13 protein-coding genes are annotated in these 14,679 nt (G+C 71.1%); 8 read left to right on the top strand and 5 right to left on the bottom strand.

Going from position 1 to position 14,679, the window contains the following annotated elements:
• Positions 1–5: 5 nt before the first annotated feature.
• The gene (locus tag EIY87_RS34510; protein ID WP_125314087.1) at positions 6–1,889 is read left to right on the top strand and encodes a hypothetical protein; all 1,884 of its coding nucleotides are present in this window, start codon (positions 6–8) and stop codon (positions 1,887–1,889) included.
• Positions 1,890–2,065: 176 nt separating this feature from the next.
• Here the strand turns inward: EIY87_RS34510 and EIY87_RS34505 are convergent, their stop codons facing one another.
• Positions 2,066–3,223: a mandelate racemase/muconate lactonizing enzyme family protein gene (locus EIY87_RS34505; protein WP_125314086.1), complete on the bottom strand. Its 1,158-nt coding sequence runs from the start codon at positions 3,221–3,223 to the stop codon at positions 2,066–2,068.
• Positions 3,224–3,296: 73 nt separating this feature from the next.
• Between EIY87_RS34505 and EIY87_RS34500 the strand changes: the two genes are divergently transcribed.
• Genes EIY87_RS34500 through EIY87_RS34480 form a run of 5 tightly spaced genes read left to right on the top strand, consistent with a single transcriptional unit; the run spans position 3,297 to position 9,965 of the window.
• Complete coding sequence (locus tag EIY87_RS34500; RefSeq protein ID WP_225440215.1) at positions 3,297–4,043, top strand: FadR/GntR family transcriptional regulator; 747 nt, start codon at positions 3,297–3,299, stop codon at positions 4,041–4,043.
• Positions 4,044–4,091: 48 nt separating this feature from the next.
• Positions 4,092–5,240, top strand: coding sequence for a Gfo/Idh/MocA family protein (locus EIY87_RS34495; RefSeq protein ID WP_125314085.1), 1,149 nt, complete (start codon positions 4,092–4,094; stop codon positions 5,238–5,240).
• Between the two features lie 44 nt (positions 5,241–5,284).
• Complete coding sequence (locus tag EIY87_RS34490; protein WP_125314084.1) at positions 5,285–6,709, top strand: ABC transporter substrate-binding protein; 1,425 nt, start codon at positions 5,285–5,287, stop codon at positions 6,707–6,709.
• Positions 6,706–8,715 carry an ABC transporter permease gene (locus EIY87_RS34485; RefSeq protein WP_125314083.1) on the top strand — a complete coding sequence of 670 codons (2,010 nt, stop codon included), beginning with the start codon at positions 6,706–6,708 and terminating at the stop codon, positions 8,713–8,715. Before EIY87_RS34490 ends, EIY87_RS34485 begins: the two co-directional genes overlap by 4 nt.
• Positions 8,712–9,965, top strand: a complete 1,254-nt coding sequence (locus tag EIY87_RS34480) for a mandelate racemase/muconate lactonizing enzyme family protein (RefSeq protein ID WP_125314082.1) — start codon at positions 8,712–8,714, stop codon at positions 9,963–9,965. Before EIY87_RS34485 ends, EIY87_RS34480 begins: the two co-directional genes overlap by 4 nt.
• Positions 9,966–10,193: 228 nt before the next feature.
• On the opposite strand, the gene EIY87_RS34475 is transcribed toward EIY87_RS34480, so the two are convergent.
• Both EIY87_RS34475 and EIY87_RS34470 read right to left on the bottom strand, forming a co-directional pair.
• Positions 10,194–10,934 (bottom strand): ribonuclease activity regulator RraA, encoded by a 741-nt coding sequence (locus EIY87_RS34475; protein WP_125314081.1) that lies wholly within the window; start codon positions 10,932–10,934, stop codon positions 10,194–10,196.
• A gap of 91 nt (positions 10,935–11,025) precedes the next feature.
• Positions 11,026–12,045, bottom strand: coding sequence for a zinc-dependent alcohol dehydrogenase (locus EIY87_RS34470; RefSeq protein WP_125314080.1), 1,020 nt, complete (start codon positions 12,043–12,045; stop codon positions 11,026–11,028).
• A gap of 65 nt (positions 12,046–12,110) precedes the next feature.
• On the opposite strand from EIY87_RS34470, the gene EIY87_RS49345 reads away from it, so the two are divergent.
• Positions 12,111–12,701, top strand: a complete 591-nt coding sequence (locus EIY87_RS49345; RefSeq protein ID WP_125314079.1) for a TetR/AcrR family transcriptional regulator — start codon at positions 12,111–12,113, stop codon at positions 12,699–12,701.
• 9 nt (positions 12,702–12,710) lie between these two features.
• Here the strand turns inward: EIY87_RS49345 and EIY87_RS34460 are convergent, their stop codons facing one another.
• Together EIY87_RS34460 and EIY87_RS34455 are read right to left on the bottom strand one after the other, a co-directional pair.
• On the bottom strand, positions 12,711–13,274 hold the full coding sequence (locus tag EIY87_RS34460; RefSeq protein WP_125314078.1) for a hypothetical protein: 564 nt from the start codon (positions 13,272–13,274) through the stop codon (positions 12,711–12,713).
• A gap of 104 nt (positions 13,275–13,378) precedes the next feature.
• Positions 13,379–13,969 carry a TetR/AcrR family transcriptional regulator gene (locus EIY87_RS34455; RefSeq protein WP_125314077.1) on the bottom strand — a complete coding sequence of 197 codons (591 nt, stop codon included), beginning with the start codon at positions 13,967–13,969 and terminating at the stop codon, positions 13,379–13,381.
• A 103-nt stretch (positions 13,970–14,072) separates the two neighbouring features.
• Here EIY87_RS34455 and EIY87_RS34450 point away from each other — a divergent pair, with 103 nt between their 5' ends.
• Positions 14,073–14,678, top strand: a complete 606-nt coding sequence (locus EIY87_RS34450; RefSeq protein ID WP_225440214.1) for a chorismate mutase — start codon at positions 14,073–14,075, stop codon at positions 14,676–14,678.
• Position 14,679 lies beyond the last annotated feature (1 nt).

The raw sequence follows: 14,679 nt of genomic DNA, 5'->3' as shown, positions 1-14,679 counted from the left end.
CCGCGATGCTCCCCGTCATCACCGCCTCGGTCCCCCTGCTCGAACCGCCCGGCTGGGCGATCGCCGAGCGCGGCCTCTTCGACCTGCTCGACCAGGCCTGGCGCCGGTTCGCCGCCGCCTTCACCGGGCCGGACGGACGGCTGCGCTACACCGGCGAGCTCAGCACCCGCGACGGCGTGGACGACTTCTACGAGACGTTCTTCAACTGGCCCCAGCTCTACCTGCTCGGCGGCGCCGCCGACCTCCTCCCCGAGTCCGAGCGCCACTGGGAGGGCGTCACCCGGCAGCTGACCGAGCTAGGCATGCTGCACGACGAGTACGAACGCGGCTACGACTGGTTCCACCAAGGGGAAAGCCTGCTGCTGCTGTACTTCCTGTGCATGGCCGCGCCGGAGCGGTGGCGGGACCGGGCACTGCGGTTCGCGGAGCTCTACGTCGACCCGGCGCACGGCGTCTACGACCCCGCGCACCGCATCATCCGGCGTCCCCACAACGGCAGCGACCCGGCGCGCGAAGGGCTCTTCGACGGTGACTCCTACCCCTGGCTGCCCCACGAGGCCCGGACGTACGGCTTCCCGCTGGAGTGGCTGCCGCCGGAGGACTCCGCGCTGGGCGAGCAGATGCGCCGCCGGATGGGGACGGGCGACACCGCGGTCAACCTGGCGGCGTCCGGGCTCGTCCTCAACGCGCTGCTGCTGACCGGCGACCCACGCTACCGCGACTGGCTCGCCGAGTACGTGGGTGCCTGGCGGGAACGCGCGACGGCCAACGGCGGCGTGCTGCCGGACAACGTCGCTCCCGACGGCACCGTGGGCGGCCTGCTGGAGGGCCGCTGGTACGGCGGGCACTACGGCTGGTCGTGGCCGCACGGCTGGTACAGCGTCGGGCACGCCGCCGTCGTCGGCGCGCTGTCGGCCGCGCTCGCGACGGGCGACGACACGTTCGCCGACCTGGTGCGCCCGGCGCTGGACGAGATCATCGCCCACGGCAAGGTCATGACGTTCACCGAAGCGGACTCCAGCCTCGCGTCGAAGTGGTCGGTCCAGCTGCGCGAGGACGTCCACACGCCCACGCTGCACGTGCCGTTCCGCCACGACGACCGCGGGTGGTTCGACTACAACCCGATGCTGATGGGCGTCCCGGTCGCGCTGTGGCACCACTCGGCCTCGGCGGCCGACCGCGACCGCCTCGACCGGCTGCGCGCCGCGAGCGGCTACGACTGGCGCACCGTGCGGCCCTTCCGCAGCAAGGAAGAGGCCGGCCACGAAGAGCCCTGGCTGGCCTACCTGGCCGGTGACGACCCCGGCTACCCGGAACGGATCCTGGCCGCCGCCCAGGCCCAGGTGCGCCACCGGCTGGCCCGCGTCGAGCGCTACCGCGGCCGGGACGTCCCGGAAGCCGACATCCACCTGTGGCAGCAGTCCAACCCGGTGGTCACCGAGGCACTGGTCCAGCTCACCTGGGGCGCGCCGCAGGTCGTCTACAACGGCGGCCTGCAGCAAGCCCGCGTGCGCTACTACGACGCGCGGTCGAGGCGGCCGGGCCTGCCGCCGTCGGTGGCGGCGCTGGTTTCCGGCATCGCCCCGGAGGCGACCGTCCTCGACCTGGTCAACCTCGCCCCGCAGGCGGCGCGGTCGCTGGTGGTGCAGGCCGGCGCCTTCGCCGAGCACCACATCCGGACCGCGGAGTACAGCGTGTGCGACGACCCTTCGTGGCTCGGCAACCTCTACGACTACGGCCACGGCGAGCCGGCCGTGACGTCGGCGTCGATCGGGGTCGGGGGGCCTTGGCTGCGCGTCGAGCTGCCGCCGTCCACGCGCATCCGCCTGAGGCTGGCGCTGGCGATGCGTGCGCGGCCGCCGTCGTACGCCGGCCCGTTCGACGAGTAGCCCGGGTCCGGATGTCATGAAAGGGTCGTTCAGGACGTGGGTGCGCGGGTCATGGCGGCCGCGCGGCTTTGCCCGGGGTCGCGGGGATGTCATGAAAGGGTCGTTCATGTCGTCGGACGAGATGAACGACCCTTTCATGACATCGCGGATGGCCGGGTGCGCCGCTCAGGGCTCCGCTACTCGAACACTCCGTACCCCTCGACGGCGTGTGCCCGCACGCCGTCCATGTCCAGCTCCACCCCGATCCCCGGCGTGTCGGGAAGCGTGATGTACCCGTCCTTCACGATCGAGCCGCTCCCGTCGGGGGCGTGGACGTAGCTGTCCCACACCGCGCGTTCCTCGAGGGCGTGCCATTCCTGGACGAGGAAGTTGGGGATCGCCGCGCACTGGTGGGACGTGGCCATCGTGCCCAGCGGTGTCGAGACCAGGTGCGGGGCGAACGGGATGTAGTGCAGCTCCGCGAGGTTGGCGATCTTCTTCGCCTCGGCGAGGCCGCCGCACTTCGGCACGTCCGGTTCGATGACGTCCACCGCGCCGCGTTCGAGCAGTTCGCGGAAACCCCAGCGCAGGTAAAGGTTTTCTCCCGCGCAGATCGGCGTGCGGGTCTGCGCGCGCACCCGCACCAGCGCGTCGACGTTCTCCGCCGGCAGCGGCTCCTCCAGCCACATCAGGTGGAACGGCTCGAGCTCCCACGCGATCCGGCACGCGCTGGGCACGTCGTAGCGGGCGTGCAGGTCGATGGCCAGGTCGACGTCCGGTCCGATCGCCTCCCGGACGGCGGCCACGCGCTGGACCATCGAGCGCAGCTCGGCGGCGTTGACCGTGTGGTTGAAATCGTCGAACTTGGCCGGGTGGCGCAGGTTGTCGATGTCGAACTTGAGCGCGGTGAAGCCTTCGGCGACCATCCGCTGGGCCCGGTCGACGCACCCGGCGACCGAGCCCGCCGGGTCGTCGCCGTCGCCGCAGTCGGCGTAGAGGCGGATGCGGTCGCGGAACTTCCCGCCGAGCAGCCGGTGCACCGGCTGGCCCGCGGCCTTGCCCGCCAGGTCCCACAGCGCGAGCTCGATCCCGGACAGCGCGATCACGAACACCCCGCTCTGCGCGCCGGCGAAAACCTTGCTGCGGCGCAGTTTCTCCCAGCACCGCTCGACGTTGCGCGGGTCCTCGCCGAGCAGCAAGGGGGTCAGGGCGCCGATCATGCCGACGACGGCACCCGCGCCGGCGTCGGGGTTGGCCTCGCCGAACCCGCTGAGGCCCTCGTCGGTGTCGATCCGCACCAGCGTGGCCTGACCGTGGTAGGCGACCACCGCCGTCGTGACGTTCACGATCCGCATTGCTCTCCCGCCGCTGGGTAGTGCCGGAAAAACGGACTGTCGCGAGGTCCAACTTGTCCTATAAGCTGATGACATGCCAAGGAGACAAGAGTCTCCGGACGCTGTCAAGGTCCGGACCCTTCCGGTGCAGGTGGCGGCCCACCTGACCCGGCGGATCGTCCGCGGCGAAATCGGGGACGGCCGGGCGCCGTCGGAACTCGAGATCTCCCAGGAATTCGGGGTGTCCCGCGTGGTGGCGCGCGAGACGCTCAAGATCCTCGCCTCGCTCGACATCGTCGACGTCGCCCAGGGCCGCCGGGTCGTCGTGCGCCCCCGCGCGGAGTGGGATTACCTGAGCCCGTTGCTGATCGAGTGGCTGCCCGCGGCGATCGTCGAGGAGCTGCTGCAGGAACTGCACCAGATGCGCGCGCTGCTCGAGCCCGAGCTCGCGGCGATGGCGGCGGCCAGCATCTCCGACGAGACGCTGGCCCGGCTCGGGGACGAAATCGGGCGCATGGCGGCGCTCGAGGCGGACCCCGAGGCCTACCTCGAGGTCGACCACGAATTCCACATGGAGATCTGCCGGGCGGCGGACAACCGCATCCTCGACCGGATCATGTACTCCGCCCGCTGGCTCGGCACGGCCAGCCGGCGCGTCACCAACGAGGCGCCGGCCGGGCTGCACCGCGCCACCGCCCAGCACACGAAGATCTACGAGGCGCTCGTGGCGCGCGACCCGGCAGCGGCCCGCGCGGCGATGCGCGAGCACCTGAGCAACAACTTTTCCACGCTCCTCGCGGAGAAGGGGCAGCGAAGCAAGCGGGCCGCCAAGCGGCGTTGAAACTCGGCACGACCTGGTTCCGGAACCGATGACGAGGACGGACGAGGCATGGCAGCACCGGCGATCCCGCCGATCCGGCTGGGGCTGATCGGCACCGGTCTCGCGGTCGAGAAGCTGCACTGGCCGGCGTTGCGCGGGCTCGCCGACCGGTTCGCGGTCACCGCGTTCACCGACTCCTCGGCGGAGCAGCGCCGGCGGTTCGCCGCCTACAGCGGGACCGATCCGGCCCGCGCCGTCGACAGCCGGGCGGCATTGCTGGCCCGCAACGACGTGGACGCCGTGCTGATCGCGGTGCCGATCCCCCACCTGTACGAAGTGGCGTGCGAAGCGCTCGCGGCCGGCAAAGACGTGCTCTGCGAAAAGCCGGCCGGCGTCGACGCGGAGCAGGCCACGGCCTTCCTCGCACTGGCGGCCCGGTACCCGGAGCGCACGTTCCTGGTGGGCGAGAACTACTTCTACCGCGACGACCTGCGCTACGCCCGCACGTTGCTCGACGACGGCGCGATCGGCCGCCCGCACCTGATGGCGTGGCGGCACACCGACTGGGTGGTGCCCCGCGAAGGCGGGTTCACCGGTACGCCGTGGCGACACCGGCCGGAGTACCGCGGCGGCGTGCACCTCGACTTCGGCGTGCACCACATCGCCCAGATCCGGTTGCTCTGCGGCGACATCGCGCGGGTGCACGGTGCCGTGCAGGCGGCCAACAGCACGATCGACGCGCCGTCGGACCTCGCGCTCAACCTCGTCTTCACCGGCGGCGCCATCGGCAACTACACCGCGTCCTTCCCCGAGATCCCGGTGCCGCCCGAACCGAACGAAATGCGGCTGTACGGCACGGAAGGCGTCCTCGTGCTCGCCGGCTCCGAGGCGGAGCGCCGCGTGACGCGCAGCGGCCGGGACGCCAGCACCCGCACGACGGTCTTCCGCGGGATCGACAACGGCTACCGCGCGGAGCTCGTCGACTTCGCCGACGCCGTGCAGTTCGGCGTGCCGCCGGTCGGCAGCGTCGCGCAGAGCGTGGCCAACGCGATGGTCGTCCAGCGGGCGCTCGACTCCGCGGAACGGGCGGCGGTCCTGACCCTCGACCCCGTGCCCGGCGCGGGCCCGGTCCCGCTGTGGCGGCCCCGCGGCTCGGCCGGGCTGTTCGACGGGCTGCCGGGGCAACGCATCAGCAGTTCGGCGTCCTTCGCCGCGTGAACGACCCAGCACGCGTCCGCCGGCCGGACGCGAAAGGAGTGGTCATGGCAGAGAAAACGGAGTGGTCGCGACGCACCTTCCTGGGGGCGAGCGCGCTGGGTGCGCTCGGGCTCGCCGGGTGCGGGAGCGGCTCGGCCCCCGCCCCGCAGGTCGACGTCCAGGTGCCCAAGGCGCTGCTCGACCAGGCGGCCCCGCTCCGCGGCGGGTCGGTGGGGATGCTCTCGCAGAAGCTGTACTCGGAAGCCGCGAACAAGGCGCTGGACAAGTCGCTGCAGGTCTTCGCGCAGGCGACCGGCACCACCGTCCACAACGACCTCGTCTCCGGCGACGCCGGTGACATGGTCGCGAAGATGAACGCCGAGGTGAAGGCGGGCACCAACCGCGACCTGGCCTTCATGAGCGACCGCCGGTTCGTCGGCCAGCTCCACAACCTCGGTGCCCTCACCGACGTCACCGACGTGGTCAACGAGATGAAAGCGCTTTACGGGGAGCCCGCGACGGCGTCGACCAAGTTCTGCGTGTTCGACGGGCGCTGGTTCGCGATCCCCTACCACTTCATCGCGTCCGGGATGTACCTGCGCAAGGACTGGTACCAGGAGAAGGGGCTTCCGCTCAAGCCGTACTACACGTGGGAAGAGCTGCGCGACAACGCCTTGGCGGTCTCCGACCCGGGGAAGCGGCGCTTCGGCTGGGGTCTCACGGTGAACCGCTCCGGCGACGCCAACGGTTTCATCCAGAACGTCATCAACACCTACGGCGGGGCGATCGCGGACAACACCGGCACGAAGGTCGTGTTCAACTCGCCGGAAACCGTCGAAGCCGTCACGTTCATCGGCGACATCTACACGAACCCGAAGTACCGGCCGATGCTCCCGCCCGGGATCGGCAGCTGGACCGACTCGAGCAACAACGAAAACTGGCTGGCCGGGATCCTGGGGCTCACGCTCAACCAGTTCAGCGTCTACGCCGACTCGAAGACCAAGAAGAACCCGGTCTACGGCAACACGCACCCGTTCAACGGCGCCACCGGCCCGGCGCTCGACCGGCCGCTCGCGTACGGCGAGTCCAACTCGTTCGTCGTGTTCAAGGGGGCGAAGAACCCCGAGCTCGCCAAGCTGGTGGCGAAGTTCATGGTCGGCGGGAGCGCGCTGCTCGGCGTCGCGAAGGAAGCGCCGTGCCTGGTCAACCCGTCGTGGGACAAGGTGTGGGACTCCGACCCGTACTACACCGGCGGTGACCCGGCTTTCCCCGCGCTGCGGGAGCAGACCCGCGCGCCACTCCCGATGACGACCAAGACCGGCTACGCGTTCCCCCAAGCGCCGAGCCCGGGCGAGCAGGCCGCCCTCGCCGCCTACCTGCTGACCGACATGATGCAGTCGGTCATCCAGGGCACCCGGCCGGCCGACGCCGTCGCCGCGACGCACGGCCGGATCGTCCAGATCTTCGAGCAGCAGGGCTACAAGCAGTGACGGTCCTGCGGCCGCGTCCGGCGCCGGCCCGTCCGGCGCCGACCGGGTCGTCCTCGCTCACCCCGGCACAGCGGAGGCTCGGGCGCGACTGGCGCCTCGCGGCGGTGTTCATCGGGCCGACGCTGCTGCTGGTCGCAGGCCTGATCCTGGTCCCGATCATCGGCTCGATCTACACCAGCGCCACGGAACGGCACGGCGCGGAGACGGTCTTCGTCGGGCTGGACAACTACACCGCGCTCATCGGGGACGGCCTGTTCCACAAGGGCGTGCTCAACTCGTTCGTCTTCACCGCGTACGCCGAGATCTTCAAGGTGACGTTCGGGCTCATCGCGGCGTTGATCCTGCACCACATGCGCCGCGGCCGCGCGCTCTTCGCCGGGGTGATCCTGCTGCCGTGGGTGGTCCCGACGGTCGTCACGGGCTTCACCTGGCGGTCGCTGCTCGACCCGATCTTCGGCAGCGTCAACGTCCTGCTCACCGACACCGGGATCGGGCCCGGCCTCGCCGCGATCGGGCTGGTCGACAAGTGGCCCGCGGAATGGCTGTCCGATCCCGCGCTCGCGATGCCGGCGGTCATCCTGGTCAACGTCTGGAAGGGCATCCCGTTCTTCACGGTGACGTTCCTCGCCGGGCTCAAGGCCATCGACAGCAATCTCCACGAGGCGGCGATGGTGGACGGCGCCTCGCCGTGGCAGCGCTTCGTGCACATCACGCTGCCGGGGCTGCGTCCCGTCATGATCGTGACGGTGCTGCTGTCGTCGATCTGGACGTTCAACAACTTCGACCTGATCTGGCTGCTGACCCAAGGTGGACCGGGCGACGCCACCGCCCCGTACGTGATGGTCGCCTACTCGAAGGCCATCCAGCAGCTGCAGCTGGGCGCGGGCGCCGCGGTCACGCTGGTGATGCTGCCGGTCATCGCGATCCTCGTGGTGATCCTCGTGCGGCTGATGCGCCGCAGCGACCAGCCGGGCGCGGCCGACCTCGGGCGCCGACGGCTGACGCCCGCTCAGCGCCGGGCGCTGCCGTGGGTGATCGTCGCGGTCGCGGTGCTCGTGCTGGCCTGGGCGTCGCCGCACATCGCCTGGAAGGCCGCGGTCGTGCTGGGCGTGTTCGTGGTGCTCGCGGCCGCCGTCGGAAGGGTGGTCTCCACGTTCGCCGCGCGGGGCAACCGGGTCGCGGCACGCCTGGTCACCGGCGCCGGCGGTGGGATCGCGCTGGTGGGTCTGCTGGGCTTCGTGCTCGCCCCGCTCTACTGGGTGACGGTGACAGCCTTCAAGTCCGACGACCAGATCGTGGCGCGCACCGACGACCTCTGGCCGACGCCGTGGACCACCGAGCAGTTCACCAACCTGTTCACCGGCCGGGCGTTCGGGACCTGGTACGTCAACACGATCCTGGTGTCGGTGGCGTCCACGGTGATCGCCCTGGTCTGCGCGGCGCTGGCCGGCTACGCGCTGGCGCGGCTGAAGTTCCGGGGTTCGGAGAGCTTCACGGTGACGATCCTGCTCACCTACGTCATGCCGGGCGCGCTGCTGTTCATCCCGCTGTACCAGCTGATGAGCGGGATCGGGCTCAACGACTCGCTGTGGTCGCTCGTGCTCGCCTACCCGACGTTCACCCTGCCGTTCGCGACGTGGCTGCTCGTCGGCTACTTCAAGTCGATCCCGGCCGACCTCGAGGAGGCCGCGCTGGTCGACGGCTGCACGCGGTTCGGGGCGTTCCGGCGGATCGTGCTGCCGCTGGCCAAGCCGGGCCTGCTCGCGGTCGCGCTCTTCACGCTCACCAACGCGTGGAACGAGTTCCTGTTCGCCTTCGTGTTCATCACCAAGGACGACTACAAGACGCTGCCGGTCGGCATGCAGTCGATGATCTTCGGCGACGTCGTGCCGCAGGGGCAGCTGGCCGCGGCCTCGCTGCTGATCAGCGTCCCGGTGGTGCTGATGTACGGGTTCGGGCAGCGGTTCCTGACCGAGGGCCTGACCGCGGGCGCGGTGAAGGGGTGATCACCGAGGAGCACGTCGCGACCGCGTCCCGGCCGAGCGACCTGCGCATCACCGACCTGCGGATCGCGAACCTGACCGGCGTGCCGTTCCGCTCGTCGGTCATCCGGATCGACACCAACCAGGGGCTGTCCGGCTACGGCGAGGTGCGCGACCAGGCCAGCGCCACCTACGCGCTCGTGCTCAAGAGCAGGCTCGTCGGGGAAAACCCGTGCAACGTCGACAAGATCTTCCGCAAGATCAAGCAGTTCGGGCACCACGGCCGCCAGGGCGGCGGGGTCTCCGGCGTCGAGATGGCGCTGATGGACCTGGCGGGCAAGGCGTACGGCGTGCCCGCGTACGCGCTGATCGGCGGCCGGTTCCGGGACGAGATCCGGTGCTACGCGGACACACCGTCGCTGCCGGACCCGCACGAGATGGGCGCCCGGCTGCTGGAGCGCAAGCGGCGCGGGTTCACGATGCTGAAGATGGACGTGGGCGTCGACCTGCTGTGGGACGTGCCGGGCGCGCTGATCGCGCCCCCGGGTGCCCGCGCGGACGACACGACGATGCACCCGTTCACCGGCATCCAGGTCACCGCGCGCGGCGTCGAGCACCTCGTGTCCTATGTGGACATCGTGCGGTCGGTCGTCGGCTACGACGTCGCGCTCGCCGCCGACCACTTCGGTCACATCGCCCTGGACTCGTGCATCCGGATCGGCCGCGCGCTGGAACCGTTCACCCTGGCGTGGATCGAAGACCTGCTCCCCTGGCAGCTGACCGACCAGTGGCGCCAGCTCACGGCGTCGGTCGCGGTGCCGACGTGCACCGGGGAGGACATCTACCTGCTGGACGGCTTCCGGCCGCTGCTGGACGCCGGCGCCATCCGCGTCGTGCACCCCGACCCAGCGACATCGGGCGGGCTCGCGGAGACCAAGCGGCTCGGCGACTACGCGCAGGAGCGCGGGATCGCGATGGCGCTGCACCTGGCGGCGTCCCCGATCGCGACGATGGCGTGCGTGCACCTGGCCGCCGCCACGGAGAACTTCCTGGCCCTCGAACACCACGCGGCCGACGTCGAGTTCTGGAGCGACCTCGTCACCGGCCCGCTGATCCGGGACGGCCACATCGCGGTGCCGGACACGCCGGGCCTGGGCTTCGGCGACCTCAACGAGGACCTGCTGCGCCGCCACCTCGACCCGCGCGATCCGGTGTTCTTCGCCGAAACGACGCACTGGGACGCCGAATCCAGCCACGACCGCCTGTGGAGCTAGGGCCTGTACCGAAATCGGCGTCGGTGTCGGTGTCGGTGCGGACAGCCGGCGGGTGGTCCGCCGACCATCCGCGATGTCATGAAAGGGTCGTTCATCTCGCCGGACGACATGAACGACCCTTTCATGACATCCCCGCGACGCCGGGCAGACCACGCGGCCAGGACTTTGCCGCGGCCAGGAGGCGGGGCCACGGTCGCCGAACGGCTCTGAACGATTTCGATACAGGCCCTAGGCGCGGTCCTGTTCGGCACGCCACCGCTCGTACTCGGGCCGGGCCTCGTCCGAGAGCGGGTAGTACCGCCGCAGGTCACCGCCTTCGGCCAGCCGGATCCGCGAGAACTCCTCCCATTCCGCGTGTTCCTGCGCATGAGCCACCAGCGCGGGCGCGAGCTCGACCGGCACGACGACCGCCCCGTCGTCATCGGCGACGACGATGTCGCCGGGCTCGACGAGCGTGCCCCCGCAGGCCACCGGCACGTTGACCGCGGCCGGGACGATGCCGGTCTGGGCGTGGAAGTTCGGGGTGGCGCCCCGGATCCACAGCCCGAGACCGAGTTGCTTGGCCTCACCGGTGTCGCGCAGGCACCCGTCGACGACCACGCCGACGCCGCCGCGGCCCTTGAAGTAGGTCAGCATCATTTCGCCGAACACGCCGCTTTCCATGTCCCCGCGCGCGTCGACGACGATCATGTCGCCGGGCTGGGCGTGGTACATGACGTGGCGGTGCAACTGCTTTTCCGGTTCTTCGTACTCGTCGACCGGGTAGCGGTCTTCGCGCTTCGGCAGGAATTGCAGCGTCAGCGCCGGACCGGCCACGCGCACTCCGGGCGTGACGGAGACCGGGCCACGGATGAAAGCGCTGCGAATCCCCATGCGGCTGAGTTCGCCGCTGGCCGTCGCGCTGCCGATGGCGGCGAGGGCCGCACTGAGCTCGGCGGGCGGGCGAACGATGTCGTGCGTCTCGGCCAAGTCGGTAGCTCCCTCGGATCCGCGGTTCGCTGAGCCTCACTTCGAACGAGTCTTTCACCTCGCCGGACGAGAGGAAAGGGTGCGCTGCCGCTCAAGGGCGGACGAAGACCGGCTTCCCGGGCGGCGGATCCAGCAGCACCCCGACGGCGTCGTCGTAACCGAACGGACCGGCCAGCATCGGCGACGGGTCCAAAGTCCCGTCACCGACCAGCTTCAGCACCCCGGGAACGTGCGGGCTCGCGTGCGGCGGCCCCACCACGAGGGTGATTCCCGTGCCGTACAAGGAGAAGTACGGCAGCCGCGGCTCTCCGAAGTAGACGGACCGGATCACGCACGTCCCACCCGGGCGGGTCGACAGCAACGCACACCGGAACCCCGCGCTCGCCGCCGACGCGTCCACGACGAGGTCGAAGGTCCCCTCGAGCCGCTCGGGGTACGCATCGGCCGCGACGACCGTCGCACCCGCGGCGGCGGCCTTGGCGCAGCGTCCCGCGTCGACGTCGAGGTACGTGACCTTCCCCGCGCCCAGCGCGACGGCGCTCAGGACGGTCAGCAGCCCCAGGCTCGCCGTCCCGCCGACGACGAGCACTTCCGCGCCGGGCTGGGCGTCGAGGGTCGGGCGGACGGCCTGGAACGCGTCGGTGAGGTTGTCGGCGGCCGAGGCGGCCAGGAACGGGTCGACGGCCGCGGGCAGCGGCGTGAGGGTGTGGCGAGCCCACGGAACCCGGACCAGCTCGTCGAACAACCCGCCCCAAAGCCCGCCGGCGCTCGTGCCGAAGGACGCCAGGCGCGGCACCGAAGCGCAGGCGCCCGGCAGGTCCCGACGGCAGTTCTCGCAGGTGCCGCAGCTGATGTGCCACGGGATCACCACCCGCTGGCCGACGCGCAACGGCGAATCGCCGTCGTCGAGGTCGACGATCTCGCCGACCGCTTCGTGGCCGAGCGCGAACGGGGTTTCGAACGGCGCGGGCGACACCACGAGCCTGCGGTCGAGGTCGCAGGCGGACGAGGCGATCGGCCGCACCAGCGCGTCCCCGGGTGCGGACAGGCGCGGCGCCGGCCGGTCCTGCCATTCCAGGGCGCGCGGACCGGTGACGACGAGGCTCTGCACGGCACTCCTTAGACGTTGCTCTCTAGAGAGCAGACTCTAGAAGGAGCGTTCGGTATCGTCAACCCATGGCCCGCCTCGTGCACGACACGTCGACGATCCTCGACGCGGCCACCCGGCTGCTCGCTGCGGGCAGCGCCGACGCGATCACCATCGCCGGCGTGATCCGGGAAGCCGCGGTGTCCAGCGGGTCCGTCTACCACCGGTTCCCCAACCGCGCGGCCCTGCTCGCCGCCGTCTGGAACCGGGCGGCGCGGAGCTTCCACGCCGAGCTGCGCCCGCTCTTCGACGACGAGCCGGTGGCCGCGGCGGTCGCGCTCGGGCGCCGGACGGTGTCCTGGTGCCGCGCCAACCCGGCCGACGCCCGAGTGCTGCTTACCGGCCTCGGCTCCTTCGAACCCGCCGCCTGGCCCGCGGAAAGCAGGCAGGCCCGGGAGACCGACCAGGCCGAGTGGGACCGGCACATCCGCCGCCTGGTGACCGACCTGAAGGCGGCGACCGGGCGCGGCACGGCGGAGATCCTGCTCATCGTCGTCGACCTGCCCTACGCCGCGGTACGCCGCTACCTCGGCGCGGACCGGCCGATCCCGGCGGCGCTCGAAGACATCGTCGAGCGTGCCATCCGGTCGGCGCTCACCGCCGAGGCCACCCCTCGCTGACGGGCGGGGTCAGTTCCCCTTGGCGGCGCGGCCGAGGCGGAGCGCCGAGACGAGGAAGAAGATGCCGCCGAGGACGGCGTAACCGGCCACACTGGACAGTGCGGGGCTGGCCGCGGCGGCGCTGATGACGAAGTTGGCCCCGGCCAGCACGGAGATGCCGCCGCTGAGGATCATCGGCCACTGGCCGCCCATCTTGCGCCGGGAGACGCCGACGGCCAGCTGGACCAGACCGGCCACGATCGCCCAGGCACCCCACACCCGCAGCACCGCCGGGATGCCCGACGCGGCAGCGATCCCGATGCCGACGGTGGCGAGCAGGCTGATCGCCATGTTCACGTAGAGCCCGGTGACCGAGCCGGTCCCCTTCGCCGATCGAGCGTCCACAACGGCCGCACCGACGTCGAACAGCGGGTACACGACGACCAGCGCGACGCCGACCGCCCCCAGCCCCGACTTGGTCGTCAGGAACACCAGGGCCGCCCACACGATGGCGAACGCGAACCGCACGAAGTACAACCGGCGCAGCGCCGGGGCGAACCCACCAGCAACGGGCGTGTCGACAGTAGTCACCATGATCCCTTTCACAAGACCGAACGTTCTATCTCATCTCAGGGTGTCGGTCCGGCGAGGTCATGTCAAGACAGATCGTTCTATCTATTTTCTTACGCGCGCGGCGGTCAGTTCCCCGCGGCGAGCCGGTGCTCCAGGATCCCGTCGACGCCCTGGAGGAACGTTTCGCAGACCTCAGCGGGATCCGAGAGGCAGCCGGCCGTCATCGCGCCGTCGCGCAGCATCACGAAGTGCCGTCCCGCGGGCTCCGGCGGGGTCTCGCCCACCTGCGCGAGCAGGTCCGTGACCGTGCGGAGGAACCACTCGCGATGCGCGAGGACGGCCTGGTGCACGGGGTGCGCGGGGTCCGGGTACTCCGCCACCGCGTTGAGGAACGCGCAGCCCCGGAAGTGCGGCGACCCGATGCCGTCGGCGATCGTCTTGGCGATCGCCCGCAGGCCGTCGGCCGCCGGCAGACCACCGGCGACGGCCTTGTCGATCCCGTCGCGCTCCATCTCGTGGACACCCTGCAGGTACGCGACGACGAGGTCGTCCTTGCTCGGGAAGTGCCGGTACAGCGTGGCGCGGGTGACCTTCGCCTCCGCGACGACGCGGTCGATCCCCACGGAGTGCAGACCCTCGGCGTAGAAGATCCGCGTGGCCGTCGCGAGCAGCCGCGACCGCGCTTCGGAGACCTGACCTCGAGCAGTGCGCACCATCCGGCCGAGTTTAGCGGAGAGAACGGTCAGTCTTGCGCGGTACGCCATGATGGACCGGCGGCCGGCCCCCGCCGGGCGCGTACCGAGGAAAGCGAGCAAGCAGGTGAGGACGAGCACCGTGGCCCGCGGCATCGCCGCCATCGCACTGACGGTGGCCGGCACGATGACGCTGACCGTTCCCGCATCCGCCGCCGGTTCCGCGCCGAGCGGCTCGCTCGGCAGGCTCGGCGCCCTGACCGACCTGGTCGTCGACCGCCTGCGCGTGGGCGACGACGTGGCGGCGGCCAAGTTCGGCACCGACTCCCCGATCGACGACCCCGCGCGCGAGGAGCAGGTGCTGGCCCAGGTGCGCACGCAGGCCGGCGCCCTCGGACTGGACCCGGACGCGGCGGCGGTGTTCTTCCGCGACCAGATCAGCGCGAGCAAGGTGGTGCAGCGGGGGCTGTTCGCCCGCTGGACCGCGCACCCCGACGAAGCGCCGGTCACCCGTCCGGACCTCGGCCAGATCCGCGCGCGGCTCGACCGGCTGACCACGGAGCTGCTCGCGCAGCTGAAGGCCACTGTGGACGTTCGCGCCCGGCGGATCCCGTGCACCGCCCAGCTGGCGCTGGCCGCCGGCTCGGCGGTGGTCCTGGATCGGCTGGACGAGCTGCACCGCCAGGCGCTCGGCACCGCCGTGCACTCCGTGTGCCCTGCCGACCCGGCGTAAC

The sequence above is a fragment of the Amycolatopsis eburnea genome, assembly GCF_003937945.1.
GTDB classification, from domain to species: domain Bacteria; phylum Actinomycetota; class Actinomycetes; order Mycobacteriales; family Pseudonocardiaceae; genus Amycolatopsis; species Amycolatopsis eburnea.
Note: the sequence above shows the minus strand (reverse complement) of the source record. Positions and strands in the feature narration are given on the sequence as shown.